General features: G+C 26.6%; 18 protein-coding genes and 1 tRNA gene. 17 read left to right on the forward strand and 2 right to left on the reverse strand.

The features are described from left to right. Nucleotides 1–58: 58 nt before the first annotated feature. The gene (locus ACYQ44_RS07195; protein ID WP_459996299.1) at nt 59–715 is read right to left on the reverse strand and encodes a hypothetical protein; all 657 of its coding nucleotides are present in this window, start codon (nt 713–715) and stop codon (nt 59–61) included. Between the two features lie 285 nt (nt 716–1,000). Here ACYQ44_RS07195 and ACYQ44_RS07200 point away from each other — a divergent pair, with 285 nt between their 5' ends. The 16 genes from ACYQ44_RS07200 to ACYQ44_RS07275 all read left to right on the forward strand — a co-directional run bounded on the left by ACYQ44_RS07200 (nt 1,001) and on the right by ACYQ44_RS07275 (nt 14,596). Continuing rightward, entirely contained in the window at nt 1,001–1,474 is a 474-nt protein-coding gene (locus tag ACYQ44_RS07200) for a methylated-DNA--[protein]-cysteine S-methyltransferase (RefSeq protein ID WP_459996300.1), read from the forward strand. 72 nt (nt 1,475–1,546) lie between these two features. After that, nucleotides 1,547–2,842, forward strand: a complete 1,296-nt coding sequence (locus ACYQ44_RS07205) for a nicotinate phosphoribosyltransferase (protein WP_459996302.1) — start codon at nt 1,547–1,549, stop codon at nt 2,840–2,842. A 19-nt stretch (nt 2,843–2,861) separates the two neighbouring features. Beyond that, nucleotides 2,862–3,737 (forward strand): pyridoxal 5'-phosphate synthase lyase subunit PdxS, encoded by an 876-nt coding sequence (gene pdxS, locus ACYQ44_RS07210; RefSeq protein ID WP_459996304.1) that lies wholly within the window; start codon nt 2,862–2,864, stop codon nt 3,735–3,737. A 2-nt stretch (nt 3,738–3,739) separates the two neighbouring features. Further along, entirely contained in the window at nt 3,740–4,318 is a 579-nt protein-coding gene (pdxT, locus tag ACYQ44_RS07215) for a pyridoxal 5'-phosphate synthase glutaminase subunit PdxT (RefSeq protein WP_459996305.1), read from the forward strand. Between the two features lies 1 nt (nt 4,319). Beyond that, nucleotides 4,320–4,937, forward strand: a complete 618-nt coding sequence (locus ACYQ44_RS07220; protein ID WP_459996307.1) for a hypothetical protein — start codon at nt 4,320–4,322, stop codon at nt 4,935–4,937. A gap of 3 nt (nt 4,938–4,940) precedes the next feature. After that, nucleotides 4,941–5,594 carry a metallophosphoesterase family protein gene (locus ACYQ44_RS07225; protein ID WP_459996309.1) on the forward strand — a complete coding sequence of 218 codons (654 nt, stop codon included), beginning with the start codon at nt 4,941–4,943 and terminating at the stop codon, nt 5,592–5,594. Nucleotides 5,595–5,708: 114 nt separating this feature from the next. Further along, the gene (locus ACYQ44_RS07230) at nt 5,709–5,948 is read left to right on the forward strand and encodes a helix-turn-helix transcriptional regulator (protein ID WP_459996310.1); all 240 of its coding nucleotides are present in this window, start codon (nt 5,709–5,711) and stop codon (nt 5,946–5,948) included. Nucleotides 5,949–5,956: 8 nt separating this feature from the next. Next, nucleotides 5,957–6,565, forward strand: coding sequence for a hypothetical protein (locus ACYQ44_RS07235; protein WP_459996311.1), 609 nt, complete (start codon nt 5,957–5,959; stop codon nt 6,563–6,565). 5 nt (nt 6,566–6,570) lie between these two features. Then, a complete protein-coding gene (locus tag ACYQ44_RS07240) occupies nt 6,571–7,056 on the forward strand; it encodes a hypothetical protein (protein ID WP_459996313.1) in 486 nt (161 codons plus the stop codon). A 111-nt stretch (nt 7,057–7,167) separates the two neighbouring features. Further along, nucleotides 7,168–7,941, forward strand: coding sequence for a ZIP family metal transporter (locus ACYQ44_RS07245; protein WP_459996315.1), 774 nt, complete (start codon nt 7,168–7,170; stop codon nt 7,939–7,941). Continuing rightward, nucleotides 7,938–8,786, forward strand: a complete 849-nt coding sequence (locus ACYQ44_RS07250) for an EamA family transporter (RefSeq protein WP_459996317.1) — start codon at nt 7,938–7,940, stop codon at nt 8,784–8,786. The genes ACYQ44_RS07245 and ACYQ44_RS07250 overlap by 4 nt, the downstream gene beginning before the upstream one ends. Nucleotides 8,787–8,806: 20 nt before the next feature. Further along, on the forward strand, nt 8,807–9,958 hold the full coding sequence (locus tag ACYQ44_RS07255; protein ID WP_459996319.1) for an Eco57I restriction-modification methylase domain-containing protein: 1,152 nt from the start codon (nt 8,807–8,809) through the stop codon (nt 9,956–9,958). Nucleotides 9,959–10,029: 71 nt separating this feature from the next. Next, nucleotides 10,030–10,998, forward strand: a complete 969-nt coding sequence (locus tag ACYQ44_RS07260) for a potassium channel beta subunit family protein (RefSeq protein WP_459996320.1) — start codon at nt 10,030–10,032, stop codon at nt 10,996–10,998. 147 nt (nt 10,999–11,145) lie between these two features. Beyond that, nucleotides 11,146–11,790 carry a peroxiredoxin gene (locus ACYQ44_RS07265; RefSeq protein ID WP_459996322.1) on the forward strand — a complete coding sequence of 215 codons (645 nt, stop codon included), beginning with the start codon at nt 11,146–11,148 and terminating at the stop codon, nt 11,788–11,790. A 105-nt stretch (nt 11,791–11,895) separates the two neighbouring features. Next, complete coding sequence (locus ACYQ44_RS07270; protein ID WP_459996323.1) at nt 11,896–14,121, forward strand: HD domain-containing phosphohydrolase; 2,226 nt, start codon at nt 11,896–11,898, stop codon at nt 14,119–14,121. Then, a complete protein-coding gene (locus ACYQ44_RS07275) occupies nt 14,105–14,596 on the forward strand; it encodes an adenosine-specific kinase (protein WP_459996324.1) in 492 nt (163 codons plus the stop codon). Before ACYQ44_RS07270 ends, ACYQ44_RS07275 begins: the two co-directional genes overlap by 17 nt. Nucleotides 14,597–14,640: 44 nt before the next feature. On the opposite strand, the gene ACYQ44_RS07280 is transcribed toward ACYQ44_RS07275, so the two are convergent. Further along, a tRNA-Pro gene (locus tag ACYQ44_RS07280) sits at nt 14,641–14,716 on the reverse strand. 76 nt (nt 14,717–14,792) lie between these two features. Between ACYQ44_RS07280 and ACYQ44_RS07285 the strand changes: the two genes are divergently transcribed. Continuing rightward, nucleotides 14,793–16,607 (forward strand): heme NO-binding domain-containing protein, encoded by a 1,815-nt coding sequence (locus ACYQ44_RS07285; protein ID WP_459996325.1) that lies wholly within the window; start codon nt 14,793–14,795, stop codon nt 16,605–16,607. Nucleotides 16,608–16,613: the final 6 nt, after the last annotated feature.

Raw genomic sequence — 16,613 nt, forward strand, 5'->3', positions numbered from 1 at the left:
TAATCTACCGGGAGAAAACCCCCGGTAGATTTTATTAGATTATATTAGAGTTTAATTTTCACCATCTACCTCTTGGCATAGGTTGTGTTTGTGGATTATAGCCAGGCATTTGATTTTGATAATTCATAGGTCTTCTGAAATTTTGATTTCCCATATATCCACCGTGTTGTGGTTGTGCATGAGGCATTTGAAAATTTCTTTGTGAATTTTTCATTGGAGCTTGTCTCATATTACCTCTAAAATTATTTACAGAATTAGGAGCGTATCCAGGCATAGCAACACCCATGTTTCTAGCAGAACCTCTGTATCCGTTTAATACAACATCTTCACCATCAATTTTAGTTTCAACAGGTCTAAAAACTTTTTCATCGTTAAATATAATTTCCCATCCTTTAACTTCTATACTTTTTCCAACTTCTAAATCTTTAGCAAAATAAGAATTAGCATGAATTTCTACCAAATCTCCACTTTCTGTTTTTATTTTGATTTCTAACATGCCAGGAAAATCTTTATTTTCTTCAATTGAATCAATAGTACCATTTAGTGTAATCATTTCATCTTCAGAAAACATGTATCTTCCTCTAACCTCTTGAGTATTTTGATACATTGGTGCAACTTCTGGATTTTGATTAACTCTAGGAGCACTAGCATTAAAAGCAAAAATAGAACCTGCCATCAATCCACCTACTAATAATACAGTTAAAAATTTTTTCATAATAACACCTCCATAAATTTGTTTTATTTTTTTAGTTATTGTCTTTCGACACTGATATAATAACTTAAAAAACTTAAAGGAAACTTAGTATTTGCTTAGAGTTTCCTTAGAAAAATATTAAATGAATAAATAAGTTATAATCTCAATATATATGAAAAAATTTTCATAATATTATATTATTAAGGCATATCAATAAATATTTGGCTATATTTGAAATAAATAAATATATGAATATAAATATTTTTCTGGTATACTATTTAAGAAAAATATTTAGGAGATGATTACATGAATAAGTTTATAGTATCTACTAATGTTGGTAGTATAATAGGATATGTAAAAAACAATAAAATTGTACAAATAGATTTAACAAATAGTGTTTTAGATGATTTTTATAATACATATACTACAGATTTTTATTACAAAATAAAAGAATATTTAAAAGGTAATGATGTTTTAGAAGAATTACCATATAAAATAGTTTTTAGGAATGAATTTGAAAAAAAAATTTTATTGTCTTTAAAAAAAGTAAAATTTGGTAATGTCATTTCATATAAAGGGTTAGCTATTTTAGCAGGATATCCTGATGCAGCAAGAGCTGTAGGAACAGTGATGGCAAAAAATAGAATTCCACTTATCTTCCCATGTCATAGAGTGATAAAAAGTGATGGAAGAGTAGGAAAGTATGGTGGTGGAGAGGATTTAAAAAAATATTTATTAACAATTGAAGGAGTACGAATAAGAAAAAATAAAGTTATTTAGTGTAACAAACTTTAACGAATATAAAACATTTAAGAATAAATTTAAATATATAATTAATTTGAGGTGATTAAAATGTATAAAAGATTACATCCTAAAATATTTAAAGTTCCGATAGATAGAATAAGAATGGGATATTATTCAGATAAATATTTCACAAGGTATGTTGAAGTATTAAAAAAAGATAATAAACACGTAAATGTATTATATCAGTATTTTCCAAGGAAAGATGCTGTTATTGTTGGTATAGATGAAGCTTTAGCTATTTTAAGATTTGGGACAGGTTATTATAGGAATGAAGAAAAAGCTAAAGAATTATTTAATGAAATAATTAATTTAGAAAAAGCACTTCAAAATGCTGCTCATAAAATGGATAAAGAAGAATTATTAGATATAACCTCTAAAAAATGGGATTTAAGAATGCTTTTAAATGATTTATGGGTTGATAAATGGGATGAAATAGAGGTAAAAGCATTATATGATGGTGATGAGGCCAAAAATATGGAGCCGGTTTTAACAATAGAAGGAGATCCTTCCTATTTTGGTTATTTAGAAACAGTGTTGTTAGGTGTTTTGGCTAGAGCAACATCAACTGCAACATCGGTAAAGAAAGTAGTTGAGGTAGCAAATGGGAAACCAATACTATTTTTTAGTGCAAGATTCGATCATTTTTGGGTACAAGCTACAGATGGATATGCTGCTTTAAAAGCTGGAGCTTTTGGAGTTTCAACTGATGCTAATGCGGATTATTGGGGAGTTAAATCAATGGGGACAATACCGCATGCATTAATAGCCTCATATAATGGAGACACAACTGAAGCAGCAATAGCATTTGACAAACATATAGATGCGAATGTAAATAGAATAGTATTGGTAGATTGGGAAAATGATGTTATTGGAACAACATTAAAATTAGTTGCAAGGTTTTATGAATATATAACAGGTGAAAAATATAAACCAGGTATTACAGATCCATCAATAATAATAGGACCAGGAAAAAATAAAATATGGGGTGTAAGATTTGATACATCTGGTAGTTTAAGAGATAAAAGTGTTATACCAAAAGATGAATCATCATTGGGAGTAAATCCTGAATTAGTATGGCGTGCAAGACAAATTTTTGATAATAACGGATTAAAAGACTTAAAAATATTAGTTTCTGGTGGATTTGATGAGAAAAAAATAGAATTGTTTGAAAAATTAAATGTTCCTGTTGATAGTTATGGGGTGGGTTCAAAATTATTAAAAGAAAAAATAGACTTTACAGCAGATATAGTAGAAGTAAATGGTAAACATTGCGCTAAAGTAGGTAGAGAAAAAGGAGATTTATCAAGATTAAGTAAAGTTTCTAAAAAATATTGGGAAGAATAAATAAAAGGAGGAATATAAAATGGAAAAAGGTACATGGGTTGTAAAAAAAGGTTTTGCAGAAATGTTTAAAAATGGAGTTATAATGGATGTTACAACTGCAGAACAAGCAAAAATTGCAGAAGAAGCTGGTGCAGTTGCTGTTATGGCTCTTGAAAGAGTTCCAGCAGATATTAGAAAAGCTGGTGGAGTTGCTAGAATGGCAAGTATTTCAAAAATTAAAGAAATAATGGAAGCAGTTTCAATTCCTGTTATGGCGAAAGTGAGAATAGGTCATATTGCTGAAGCAAGAATATTAGAAGCTTTAGGAGTAGATTTTATAGATGAATCAGAGGTTTTAACACCAGCAGATGATAAATATCATATAAATAAACATGATTATAAAGTTCCTTTTGTTTGTGGAGCAAGAAATTTAGGTGAAGCTTTAAGAAGAATAGCAGAAGGTGCAGCAATGATTAGAACAAAAGGTGAAGCTGGAACAGGTAATGTTGTTGAGGCTGTAAAACATATGAGACAAGTTATGGATGAAGTTAGATTGGTTCAAAATATGCCAGAAGAAGAATTAGTAACATATGCAAAGCAAATAGGTGCACCTGTTGATTTAGTGGCAGAAGTTAAGAAATTAGGAAGATTACCTGTAGTCAACTTTGCAGCTGGTGGTGTAGCAACACCTGCAGATGCAGCATTAATGATGTTATTAGGAGCAGATGGTGTATTTGTAGGTTCTGGTATATTTAAATCAAAAGAACCAAAGAAAATGTCAAAAGCAATAGTTGAAGCTGTATTACATTATGACGATCCAGAAAAGCTAGCTAAAATAAGTGAAGATATTGGAGAAGCAATGGAAGGATTAGAAATAGAACAATTAGATGTTCATTTACAAGAAAGAGGTTGGTAATATTGAAAATAGGTGTATTAGCAGTTCAAGGAGATATCCGAGAACACGCAAATATGATTGAAAAAATTGGACATACACCTGTTAAAGTTAAATCTATAGAAACCTTAAACGAAGTTAAAGGTTTAATAATTCCAGGTGGGGAAAGTACAACAATATCAAAATTAATGAAAAAAACAGGTCTTTGGGAAGAATTAAAAAGAAAAGCTCATGAAGGATTTCCAATATTTGGAACATGTGCAGGTATGATAGTTGTATCAAAAGGAATAAAAAATTATCCACAACAAGAAACATTAGGATTAATTGATATTTATGTTGAAAGAAATGCTTATGGAAGACAAGTATTTTCTTTTGAAGAAATATTAGATTTTCAAGGAAAAAAAATTAAAGTTACATTTATAAGAGCACCTAAAATTGTAAAATATAGTGATAATATTGAAAAACTAATAGAATTTAGAGATGCTCCTGTTCTTGTGAGACAGGAAAATATATTGGCAGCATCATTTCATCCTGAAATAGAAGATGATCCATCAGTTCATCAATATTTCGTAGAAGAAATGGTGGCAAAAAAGCAGGTGAAATAATATGATATCATTGCATGGATTTTTGTCACATTTTGTTGCAGATCATGCATTTTCAAATGTTTATTCTGATAAGTTAAAAATAAAAAATAATTTAATTACTCATATTGTATGGAGTATCGTAGCTATTTTAGCTTTTACATTTGATTCTTTAAAAACACCATTAGGAATAATAGCTTTTTTGATATTGGTGTCTTATCATATATTCATAGATATATATAGAACAAAGGGAACAACATTTAAAAGAGAATTATTATATTTATTTGGAGCATTGGTTATAAATTTGATATTCTTTAACGTGTATTCTAATTCTTATATCTCAAACGAATTTATCTATTATTTAATAGGCATGATGTTGGCAACAAGTTTTGGATCCTTTATAGAAAGAACATTTAATATAATAGATCCTCAAATAAAAGATACAGCAGGAGCTTCAGAAAGATTAGCAATATATATATTTTTAAGTAAATTTAAAATTGAGTGGGTATTAGTAGCTATATTAGCTGGACTTATTTATAGATTTTTTGTTGTAAAAGAAAAATCAAAGGAATGGCTTTTTTCTCCTATTTATGGAGTTATAATTTCATCCATTTGGATGTTAATAATGAAAATTATTTTTTAAATTATGATATGGACGATATCTGATATTCATGGAATGTATAATAAATTGATTAAGTTAATACAAAGAATTCCAGAAAATGATAAAATCATTTTCTTAGGGGACTATATTGATCGAGGACCAGATTCGAAATTGGTCCTCGATTTGCTATTTAAATTAAAAAACAGGGCTATTTTTTTAAAAGGCAATCATGAAGATATGGTGATTGATTATATGGAAAAACATGGAATTTATTCTCCAGATGTATGGTTTAGAAATGGTGGAATGTCTACATTAAAAAGCTTTAAAAATAATATTGAATTAAAATATATAGAATTTATAAAATCATTTAAAAAATATCATATTGAACAAATAAATAAGCAAAAATATCTATTTGTTCACGCAGGAGTTAGACATGATATAGATTTAAAAAAGCAAAGAGAAAGAGATTTAATATGGATAAGAGAAGATTTTTTTCTAGTAAACAGAAAATATAAAGAATATATAATAATACATGGGCATACGCCAACTTTTTATATAACAGGAAAATATGAAGTATATTTTCATAAAATAGAAAATGATATTATAAGTATTGATATAGATACTGGATGTGTATATGGTGGAAAATTAACAGCGTTAGGTATTGACAAGAATAACAATTTTAAAATACTTTCTGTATAATAATGAATATTCATAAAATATTCATTATTTTTTAATATAATATGTCAAAAATACTTGACAAAATGTCAATTAAAGTTGTAAAATATAATTAGAAGAAAATATGGAGGAGATTTTATGAAAAATAAATTAAAGGTATATAGAGCAATGTTTAATATAACTCAAGAAGAATTAGCAAAAAAAATAGGTGTTTCACGACAAACAATTAATTATATAGAAAAAGGAAAATATTCTCCATCAGTATTATTAGCTTTAAAATTAGCATATTTTTTTAATTGTAAAGTAGAAGATTTATTTATTTTAGAAAGAGAAGAAATGGATGAGAATCATTTAATAGAAAGGGGTGAACTGAGGTGAGAAAATATATGTTTATAATTGAAATATCTCTTTTATTTTTAATAACTATATTAGTATCAATAAATTTCTGGTTTTCACTGTTATATTTAATAGTTATATTAATAGAAATATATAAAGATATATTTTCCAAAAGGGTAGATGAAATGGATAGATATTTAAGGTATAAAACATCAAATATTACATTGTATATTCTTATAGGTGCAACCGCATTTTTTCTAACAATGGATTTTATACCAGAAAAAGAAATATTAATCTTCTATACATTATTTCCATTATTATTGAAAAACTTGTTATATATTGGTTATATGTTCAACAGGGAAAAGGTTATTAAAAGAACAGGATATACAATATTTTTAATATTATCAATATTTACAGTTTTATCTCATGGATTTTCAATAGTAACGATAATTGAAATGTTACCATGGTTATTAATATTATTGTCAACGTGGTTATCTATAAAATATAGAATTTTAGGTGCAACAATATTTTTTGGAGCAGCTGGACTTTTAACTTATCTTATATTTAAAAGCGAGGTAGATTCTGCACAAATATTAACCTTTTCTTTAATAGTAACTCCATTATTGTTTTTGGGTTTTCAAACTCTAAGAAAGGAGTGAATATAATGAAAAGAATCATTATTATTTTTGTTTTGATTTTATCGATATTCTCATTTTCGGCAGATTTTACCTATTCAATTGGAATAGCTTTATCAGGAACATTATTCCCATATTTTGGTATTTACTATAATATGGATAATGTACAAATAGGTGGATCTTTAGGATTTATTTTTGGACCTGATGAAAAAAAATCAGATCAATGGAATTTTCTGTTTTCACCGTCGATAAATATAAACTATTTTATCACAAAGAAATTATCAATAGGACTCAATAGTAGAGTTTTGATAGTTATTCCATATCAATATGAACAGCTATATTTATCAGGATTTGAAATAAAATATGGATTTCCATTAAAAGATAATAGTATAAATCTATCATTATCAGGAAATTTTATACTTCCAATAAGTGCAGGAAAAAGATCATGGGAAGAAGATAGAGATATGAAACCATATATTCCAATTCCATTTTTAAAGGGAGAATATGAGTTTTAAAAACAGCAGGTGAAAGCCTGCTGTTTTTAAAATATATTAAATAATAATTTGAAATAATTACAAATATATAGTATAATTAATAATAAAATTAAATGAATGGGAGGTAAACATATGGAATTAAGCGGAAGTCAAATTTTTACTTATGGCGCATTAGCAAGTTTAATAGCTGGTAGTGCTACAGCTTTAGGTGCTTTACCAATATTTTTTATGAAAAAATCAATGACTGAAAAGCAATTGGATATGGCTTTGGGATTTGCCGCAGGAGTTATGTTAGCTGCAACAATGTTTTCTTTAATAGTTCCAGCTATTGATTTGGGTGGAATAACTATTACAGTAATAGGTATAATTGTAGGGGCTGTAATTTTAGAATTAATGGACACATTTGCTCCACATGAACATTTTTTAAAAGGTCATGAAGGTCCCAATATGGCTGTTGTAAAAAAAGTATGGTTATTTGTTATTGCTATAACCTTGCATAATTTTCCTGAAGGTATGGCTGTTGGTGTAAGTTTTGGTGGTGGAACAACAGAAATGATAAAAAATGGTATAATTGTTGCAACAGCTATAGGTATTCAAAATATACCTGAAGGAACAGCAACTGCAGTATCTTTTTTAAAGGCTGGTTATACTAAAAAACAGGCTTTTTGGTATTCAGCATTTTCTGGTTGGGTAGAACCAATAGGAGGAATAGTAGGAGCAGGATTTATTGTTTTAATGAGACCAGCTTTACCATTTTTCTTAGCATTAGCTGCTGGAGCAATGTTATATGTAATTAGCGATGAAATTATTCCAGAAACCCATTCCCATGGTTATGAAAGAGCTGCAACATTTTCATTAATAGTAGGATTTTTATTAATGATGATACTTGATAATGCTTTGGGATGATTAAAATGGTGTATTTATGGTTTATCATAAGAATAACATTATTAGGATATGAAAGAATTGCAGGAAAAAAAATAGCAACCCATGAAGATGAAATACTTTCTTCATGGGCTTTTTTCTTTTTTTCTTTTTTAGCATTTTTCCCATTTTTTGGATATATTTCATTAACTTCATTAAAAGCAGCTGTATTTAGTGGAAGCATATATTCTTTATCTTTTTTCTTATATGTATATGCTCTTGCAAATGAAGATGCTTCTGTTATTGCACCATTATACAATATGAACGTTATATTTTTGATTATAACAACAGCGATATTTTTAAATGAAAAAATAACAATAACAAAGATAATAGGTAGTTTATTAATGATATATGGAATATCTTATTTAAAAAAAGATATAAACTTAAGGGAATCATATAAAAATATTTTTAAAAGTAAAGGTGCTTTGGCTATGTTAATATCATCGAGCTTAATGGCAATAGGAAGAACAATTGATGGATATTTTGTTAGAAATATAAGTTCATTAAGCTATTCGATTTCTATATATTTAATTGTAAGTATATATTTTTTTATAGTTACTGTGATAAAATATAAATCAATAAAGCCCCATATTTCTATAATAAAAAGAAAAACTTCCCATTTAATTAATGGTGGAATATCAAATGCTTATTCATATATAGCTTTATTGAATATGTTTAAATATGTTGATGTAAGCATTGCTGAACCCGTATCTATGATTTCTGCATTAGTTACAGCTTTTTTTGCAAAATTTATTTTTAAAGAAAAAGTTGCAATAAGAGTAATTGGAACAATATTTCTAATTTTAGGAGCATTTATAATTTATTTATAGTAATACAATAGGAGAAAATAATGGCGAAAGAAAGTTATAAAATTAAGAAATTAGGTCAGGTTTTTACACCAGAATCAATAGCAAAAATAATGATTAAATTAATAAAAAATGGAAATAGAATTTTAGAACCATCCTGTGGGGATGGTGTTTTTTTACGTTTGTTAAACGGAAAAAATATAGTTGGAATAGAAAAGAATATTAAAGTTTCTAATTGTTTTAAGATGGATTTTTTTGATTACTCTTTAAGTGAAAAATTTGATACTATAATAGGTAATCCACCATATGTTGCCTTTAAAGATATAATATCAACAACGAAAAAAAAATTACCTATGGAATTTTTTGATAAAAGATCAAATCTGTTTTTATTTTTTATATATAAGTCTTTTCTGCATTTAACAGATAAAGGAGAAATTATATTTATTACTCCAAGGGATTTTTTTAGCTTAACTTCTGCTATTAAATTAAATAATTTATTATATAAAAATGGCACGATTACAGATGTTATAGAGTTTGGTGATGAAAGAATTTTTGGTTATGAATTTTCCCCTAATGTTGTAATATGGAGATATGAAAAAAACAATTTTGATAGAAAAGTAAATTATAATGGCGAAACAAGATACTTTTATAATATTGATGGACATTTTCTATTCTTAAAAAATAAAAATTATACAATACAGTTAAAAGATATTGCATATGTTAAAGTAGGTGGAGTGAGTGGAGCAGATAATATTTTCACACATGAAAGTGGAAATGTAGAAGTAGTATGTTCATATACAAAAAGAACAGGAAAAACAAAAAAAATGATTTATAATATTGTTAATGAACACATAAAAAAATATAAAAAAGAGTTGTTAAAAAGAAAAATAAGAAAATTTAATGAAAATAATTGGTATAAATGGGGAAGAGAATTTTATATTTCAAATAAACCTCGAGTATATGTAAATAGTAGAACACGGGATAAAAAACCATTTTTTATACATGAATCAATATATTATGATGGAAGTATATTAGGAATATTTCCTAAAAAGGAAATAAATATAATTAAATTTAGAGATATGTTAAATAATGTAGATTGGGAAGACCTTGGATTTGTTTGTGACGGAAGATATATATTTAACCAAAGAAAATTAGAAAATACCATACTTCCTAAAACATTTGAAGAATTTTTATAATTTTTGTTTTGATTTTAATTTTAAATATGTTATAATTAGTATAACTAACCAAAATTCAAGGGGGTATTAAAATGGAATATAGAAGACTTGGAAAAGCAGGGATTAAAGTAAGTGAATTATCATTTGGTTCATGGCTTACATTTGGTAATCAATTAGATGTTGAAAATGTAAAAGCTTGTATGAAAGAGGCATTTAATCATGGTGTAAATTTCTTTGATAATGCAGAAGCATATGCAAACGGTCTTTCAGAATCATTGATGGGTATGGCTTTAAAAGAATATAGAAGAACAGATTTGGTTATTTCTACAAAAATATTTTGGGGAGGAAATGGTCCCAATGACAGAGGTTTATCAAGAAAACATTTACTTGAAGGTACATGGAATTCTTTAAAAAGATTACAATTAGATTATGTGGATTTAATTTTCTGTCATAGACCAGATCCAGAAACTCCAATTGAAGAAAGTGTTTTAGCTATGGATTATATAATTAGAAATGGATTAGCAATGTACTGGGGAACATCCGAATGGAGTGCTGAACAAATAGAATCAGCTTTTAAAGCAGCAAAAGAATTGAACTGTATTCCGCCAACTATGGAGCAACCACAATATAATATGTTTGTAAGAGAAAAAGTTGAAAAAGAATTTAAACCATTATATGAAAAGTATGGATTAGGTTTAACAACATGGAGTCCATTAGCAAGTGGAATTTTAACAGGAAAATACAATGATGGAATCCCAGAAGATAGTAGATTAGCTAAATTCTCAAGACTGGCAGATAATATGAAAGAAAAAGGATTATTATCTGATGAAAATATAGAAAAAGTAAGGAAATTATCAGTAATTGCAAAGGATTTAGATGCAACAATGGCTCAATTAGCATTAGCGTGGTTATTAAAAAATAAAAATGTTTCAACAGTTATAACAGGTGCAAGTAGAGTGGAACAAGTTAAAGATAATATGAAAGCAGTTGAAATAAAAGAAAAACTTTCAGATGAAGTAATGGAAGAAATTGAAAAAATATTGAATAATAAACCAGAATAATTATAATTAAGCGGCTGAGGAATCAGCTGCTTTTTTTAATATACTTGCAAATTTTTTTTAATATTTTATAGTTGACTTAAACCAAAAAAAGAGTTATAATAAAAATGAAATCATTATAAAATTATAATAAAATTTGGAGGTGGTAAAATGGAAAATAGAATTCCATTGATAGGAGAAAAATTCCCAGAATTAGAGGTAGTAACAACTCATGGAAAAATGAAATTACCAGAAGCATTTAAAGGTAAATGGTTTGTATTATTCAGTCATCCTGCAGATTTTACACCAGTATGTACGACAGAATTTGTTGGTTTTCAAAAAAGATATGATGAGTTTAAAAAAATAAATACAGAATTGATAGGATTAAGTATTGATCAGGTTTTTTCACACATTAGTTGGATTAACTGGATTAAGGAAAAATTGGGAGTGGAAATTCAATATCCTGTTATTGCAGATGATAGAGGAAAGGTTGCAGAAAGATTAGGATTAATACATGCATCAGCATCTCATACAGTAAGGGCCGTATTTATTGTTGATCCAAATGGAGTAGTTAGAGCAATTATTTACTATCCACCAGAATTAGGAAGAAATTTAGATGAAATTGTTAGAGCAGTTAAAGCATTACAATTATCTGATAAATCAAAAGCAGCAATGCCTGCAAATTGGCCAAATAATGAATTAATAGGAGATAAGGTTATAGTTCCACCAGCTTCTGATGTTAAATCTGCTGAAGAAAGATTGAAGAATTATGAAGGTTATGATTGGTGGTTTGTTTATAAAAAATTAGAAGATTAAGATATTTTAATAGGGCGCATATTGCGCCCTATTTTTATAATGTTAAAAAAAATATGATATAATAATTATAAAAATAATTAACTAGGAAGATTAGGAGTTGCTTTTATGGGAATAAAGGAATTTTTTAATAGAGTGACATTATATTTATTCCTTATTATATTTATAATAGGAAATATATTCTTCTACCTCTCTTATAGAAAAGAAATAAATAATAGAATTAATGTAATAAAAAATAATATAGAAATAATCTCTTCTAATATACGTAATTTTATAGATAATGAAAAACTTATTCTAAATAATATTTCAAATAATATAACATTTGTAGAAACACAAGACTTTTTAAAATCTGATATTTTAAAAAAAATATATTTATTAAATGGTGAAAATTTAAAATATGTTTATTTTGCAGATATTAATGGAAATATATCAACTTATCCGGAAATAAATATTCCATCAAAATTTACTCCTAAAGAAAAAGAATGGTATAGAGAAGCTTTAGAAAGTAATAATGTTGTGATTTCAAGCTCTTTTGCTGATGTAGAAAAAACTGAATTAGTAATAACCTTATCAAAAGCATTGAAAAATGATAAAAATTTATTGGGAGTTATAGGTTTTGATTTAAATAATGAAAAAATAATCAAAATATTGGATTCTACAATATTAAATAATTTGTATCAATATTCGATAATAAAAAATGGTAAAGTTTTATTTAATAAAGAAATACACAAAAAATCAGAAAGTACCTATCAAATAAATATATCTAATTTGAAGTTTAATAAAACTTTTGATTTAATAAAGGATAAAAATTATATTTATACATATCATAAAATAGAAAATGATCTATATTTACTTTATGTATATGATCTGGGATTTTTAAAAGCAGAACTCATAATGAAATCTTATATTTATTTTTTTATAGTCTTATTTTTTCTAGTAGTTTTAGAGTATATGTATGGGAAAATTTTAGTAAAAAATATTGTTATTCCAATAAGTGAAATTTCAGATTCTATGAAATCATTTTCACTAGATTTAAAGAAAAAAAGGGTTCCGAATTTTTCTAAAAAATACAAAATCAAAGAAATACATGAAATATCAAAAAATTATGAAAAATTTATAGGATCATCTATAGCAACTATGTTAAACTTTAATCTTTTAACAGATAGAATAAAGGATATGTATAACAAATTGGAAAAGGTTAATAACATGTTTTTTGAAATAATTAATCTTATATCTTTGCTGGATAAAAATAATTTAAGTATAGAAAAATACTATGAATCTATATTAAAATATGCTATAAATCATATTGAAGAAGCAAAATATGGAAGCATATCAATAATAAAAAATGGGAAATGGGAATATATCGCATCTGTCGGACATAATATTAGTATTTTAAAAAATATAAGAATGAATGTAGAAATTGATGAATCATCTATTAATAAGGTTAATCTTTTAAAATTTGATCAAATTTTAGATAAAGATAAAAAATATATGAATAAAGATGATTTTGAAAAATTAAAATTAGCAACTAAACCATATAAATATGCTTTGACGTATATATCTAATATAGATAAATCTTTCTTAATTATATCAATAGATTCTCCAGATGAAAAAGGTTTTTCAAAAAGTAGTATTGAAATTTTTGAAGCGTATGTAGAATTGGCAAAAATATTTTTATATAAAAAATATGAAATAACAAGAACAGAAAATATATATTTTAGATTTGCTGAAAAGTTAGCCTCAATAGCAGAAGGTCATGATGATATTACAGGAAAACATATTTATAGAGTTGGTGAAATATCAACATTTTTAGCGAAAAAAATGAATTTTGATGAAAGATTTATAGAAAAAATTAGAAAATTCGCACCATTACATGATATAGGTAAAGTTTATGTTCCTTATGATATTTTAAATAAAGAAGGAAAATTAACAAAAGAAGAATTTGAAATAATGAAAACACATACTATATATGCTAGAAACTTGTTTGAAGATGATAAATATTTTGATATGGCTTTAAATATAGCATTGTATCATCATGAAAATTGTGATGGTAGTGGATATCCATATGGATTAAAATGCGAACAAATTCCTATTGAAGCAGCAATTGTAAAAATAGCAGATATATATGATGCTTTAAGAGCAAAAAGATCATATAAAGAAGCATTTTCACATGAAGAAAGCGTTAAAATAATTCTTAATGGAGATGATAGAGTAAAGCCTATATACTTTCGTAAAGATGTCCTAGAAACTTTTAAAAAATATCATAATGAAATAAATATAATATGGAATGAAATAAATAATAACGGAGGTGGTAAACATGAATTTGAAAATTGAAGCAGTAGATATTAAATTTCCTTCTGATTGTAATGTGATAGTTGGGCAGTCACATTTTATAAAAACAATAGAAGATATTTATGAAACAATTGTAACAACAGTGCCAGGAATGAAATTTGGAGTGGCATTTAATGAAGCAAGTGGTCCAAGATTAATAAGATTTGATGGAAATGATGAGGAATTAATAAATATTGCTATTGAAAATGCTAAAAATGTTGCAGCAGGCCATTTTTTTGTCTTAATAATAAGAAATGGATATCCAATAAATATTTTACCAAGATTAAAACAAGTACAAGAAATAGTTAATATATTTGCAGCAACAGCAAATCCACTACAAGTATTGGTAGCAGAAACAGATTTAGGTAGAGGAGTAATTGGTGTTGTTGATGGAAATCCACCTTTAGGAGTAGAAGATGAAGAAGATAAAAAGAAAAGATATGATTTTTTAAGAAATATTACAGGTTATAAAAAATAGACCGGGTCAACCGGTTTATTTTTTTAAAAGTTTGTTTTTAATTATGGTCGGGGAGACCGGATTCGAACCGGCGACCTTCAAATCCCGAATTTGACACGCTACCATCTGCGCTACTCCCCGAACTAAAAAATATTATACCATAAAAAAATAAATTATGATATAATTAAAATATAAATAAAAATGCAGAGGTGGTAATATGAAAAAATTATTAGTTTATACATGGATTGAAACATGGAAAAGACTATTTGGTGATGAAAAAATAGATGAAATTTTAAGTAATAATAATGTAAATCCAAAAGAAAAAGGTTCTCTTTTAGAAGATTTTGATGAAAATTTATTGGAAAAAATAATAACGGAGATAGCCGAAAAAAATAATGTTACAAGATCAGAAATGATGAGAAAAACTGGAAAGGAAAATATCAAAACATTCCATAAATGGTATCCGCTATTTTTTAAAAAACCGTCTGCTCTAGCATTTTTAGCAGCAATGGATACAATTCATATGTTATTGACTAGAAGATTGGGAATATTACCTCCAAGAATTATTTTTGAACCAATAACTTCTACTAAAGCGTATTTATTATATAAATCAAAAAGGGAATTTTCTGACTATTTTTTAGGTTTAATTGAAGGTGTTGGAGAACACTTTAATGAAAAAATAGATATTGAAATTGTTGATAAGGGAAAAGATGAAGAATTTAACTATTTAAAAGTTCAATTAACAGCAGAAAGACCTTATGTAAAAATAGAAAAAATGAATTTATTTAAAATTTTATCCTTAGGCGTATTTAAATCATTAAAAAGCGTATATTTATTTATTATGCCGATATTAGTAGTTTTAATTTCATGGTTATCTTTTACTTATATTTCTAATAGTTTTACAGCAGCAATTACAACAGGTGTTATTTTTTTCATTTTATCATATATTGGAATATTAGATTATAGCAAAGGACATAATGTTATTCTTGATATATTAAAAAATTATAAAAATAAAAACTTTGATTATCCTGTTAAACTCGACGGAGTTAAAGAAATACAGGAAATAACTGATTCTACTTATGAATTAACAGATGAATTTAGGAAAATTTTACTTGGAGTTACTGGGGATGTACAAGAAATAGAAGGAGCAGTAAATACTGTAAATGAATCAGCACATAATTTAAAGGATTTAATAGATACGATGCAAGATTTAGCTCAGCAAGTTGCTGATACATCAATTCAAATTAGCAATGATACAGAAAACGTATCAGAGGCAGTGAATTCTAATGTTCAAACACTATCAGAAATAGTTGATAAAGAAAGTAACATGGTTAAATCTTTAAATAGTGCTGTAGATGAAATATTAAAATCTTCTAAAAATGTTGAAAATTCATCTATTGGAATATTAGAAATGAGTAAAAGATTTAAAGAATTAGTAAATCTTGGTGATAAATTACAAAAAGAAGCAGAACAAATAAAAGAAATAGCATCTACTGTAATGAGTATAGCAGAACAAACAAATTTATTAGCCTTAAACGCTGCAATAGAAGCAGCAAGGGCTGGTGAAAGTGGAAAAGGATTTGCTGTAGTTGCAGATGAAATAAGGAAATTAGCTGAAGAGTCAAAAGAATCAGCTAATAACATATCTGAATTTTTAGGTACAGTAACAGAAGGAATTAATGAATTAACAGAGAAATTAACAAATGAATTTGAAGAAATGAAAAATCAATCTGATACTTTGAATAAGAGTTCTTTAGAAAACAAAAAATCAAGTGAGAAAATTTCTCAGATAGCAGCTGAAATTAATGATTTAATTGTAAAACTTGAAAATGAAGAGAAAACATTGGAAAATACAACGCAAAATATCGAAAGTTTATTAGCTATTTCAGAAGAGAGTGCTGCAACTGCCGAAGAAATAAGTGCATCCATACAAAACTTCTTATTTAATACAAAAGAAATACTTACAGAAGTAGGAAAGATAGCTAGCTATATCGATATTTTGTATGACAACTTTGAAGGGGTAAATATTTAAAAAGGG

The sequence above is a fragment of the Marinitoga arctica genome (assembly GCF_054657315.1).

Bases quoted from the DNA above. Each gene is read 5' to 3' on its own strand.
- ACYQ44_RS07195 (WP_459996299.1), bottom strand. From the start codon at position 715: ATGAAAAAATTTTTAACTGTATTATTAGTAGGTGGATTGATGGCAGGT.
- ACYQ44_RS07200 (WP_459996300.1), top strand. From the start codon at position 1,001: ATGAATAAGTTTATAGTATCTACTAATGTTGGTAGTATAATAGGATAT.
- ACYQ44_RS07205 (WP_459996302.1), top strand. From the start codon at position 1,547: ATGTATAAAAGATTACATCCTAAAATATTTAAAGTTCCGATAGATAGA.
- pdxS (WP_459996304.1), top strand. From the start codon at position 2,862: ATGGAAAAAGGTACATGGGTTGTAAAAAAAGGTTTTGCAGAAATGTTT.
- ACYQ44_RS07220 (WP_459996307.1), top strand. From the start codon at position 4,320: ATGATATCATTGCATGGATTTTTGTCACATTTTGTTGCAGATCATGCA.
- ACYQ44_RS07225 (WP_459996309.1), top strand. From the start codon at position 4,941: ATGATATGGACGATATCTGATATTCATGGAATGTATAATAAATTGATT.
- ACYQ44_RS07230 (WP_459996310.1), top strand. From the start codon at position 5,709: ATGAAAAATAAATTAAAGGTATATAGAGCAATGTTTAATATAACTCAA.
- ACYQ44_RS07235 (WP_459996311.1), top strand. From the start codon at position 5,957: ATGTTTATAATTGAAATATCTCTTTTATTTTTAATAACTATATTAGTA.
- ACYQ44_RS07240 (WP_459996313.1), top strand. From the start codon at position 6,571: ATGAAAAGAATCATTATTATTTTTGTTTTGATTTTATCGATATTCTCA.
- ACYQ44_RS07245 (WP_459996315.1), top strand. From the start codon at position 7,168: ATGGAATTAAGCGGAAGTCAAATTTTTACTTATGGCGCATTAGCAAGT.
- ACYQ44_RS07250 (WP_459996317.1), top strand. From the start codon at position 7,938: ATGATTAAAATGGTGTATTTATGGTTTATCATAAGAATAACATTATTA.
- ACYQ44_RS07255 (WP_459996319.1), top strand. From the start codon at position 8,807: ATGGCGAAAGAAAGTTATAAAATTAAGAAATTAGGTCAGGTTTTTACA.
- ACYQ44_RS07260 (WP_459996320.1), top strand. From the start codon at position 10,030: ATGGAATATAGAAGACTTGGAAAAGCAGGGATTAAAGTAAGTGAATTA.
- ACYQ44_RS07265 (WP_459996322.1), top strand. From the start codon at position 11,146: ATGGAAAATAGAATTCCATTGATAGGAGAAAAATTCCCAGAATTAGAG.
- ACYQ44_RS07270 (WP_459996323.1), top strand. From the start codon at position 11,896: ATGGGAATAAAGGAATTTTTTAATAGAGTGACATTATATTTATTCCTT.
- ACYQ44_RS07275 (WP_459996324.1), top strand. From the start codon at position 14,105: ATGAATTTGAAAATTGAAGCAGTAGATATTAAATTTCCTTCTGATTGT.
- ACYQ44_RS07285 (WP_459996325.1), top strand. From the start codon at position 14,793: ATGAAAAAATTATTAGTTTATACATGGATTGAAACATGGAAAAGACTA.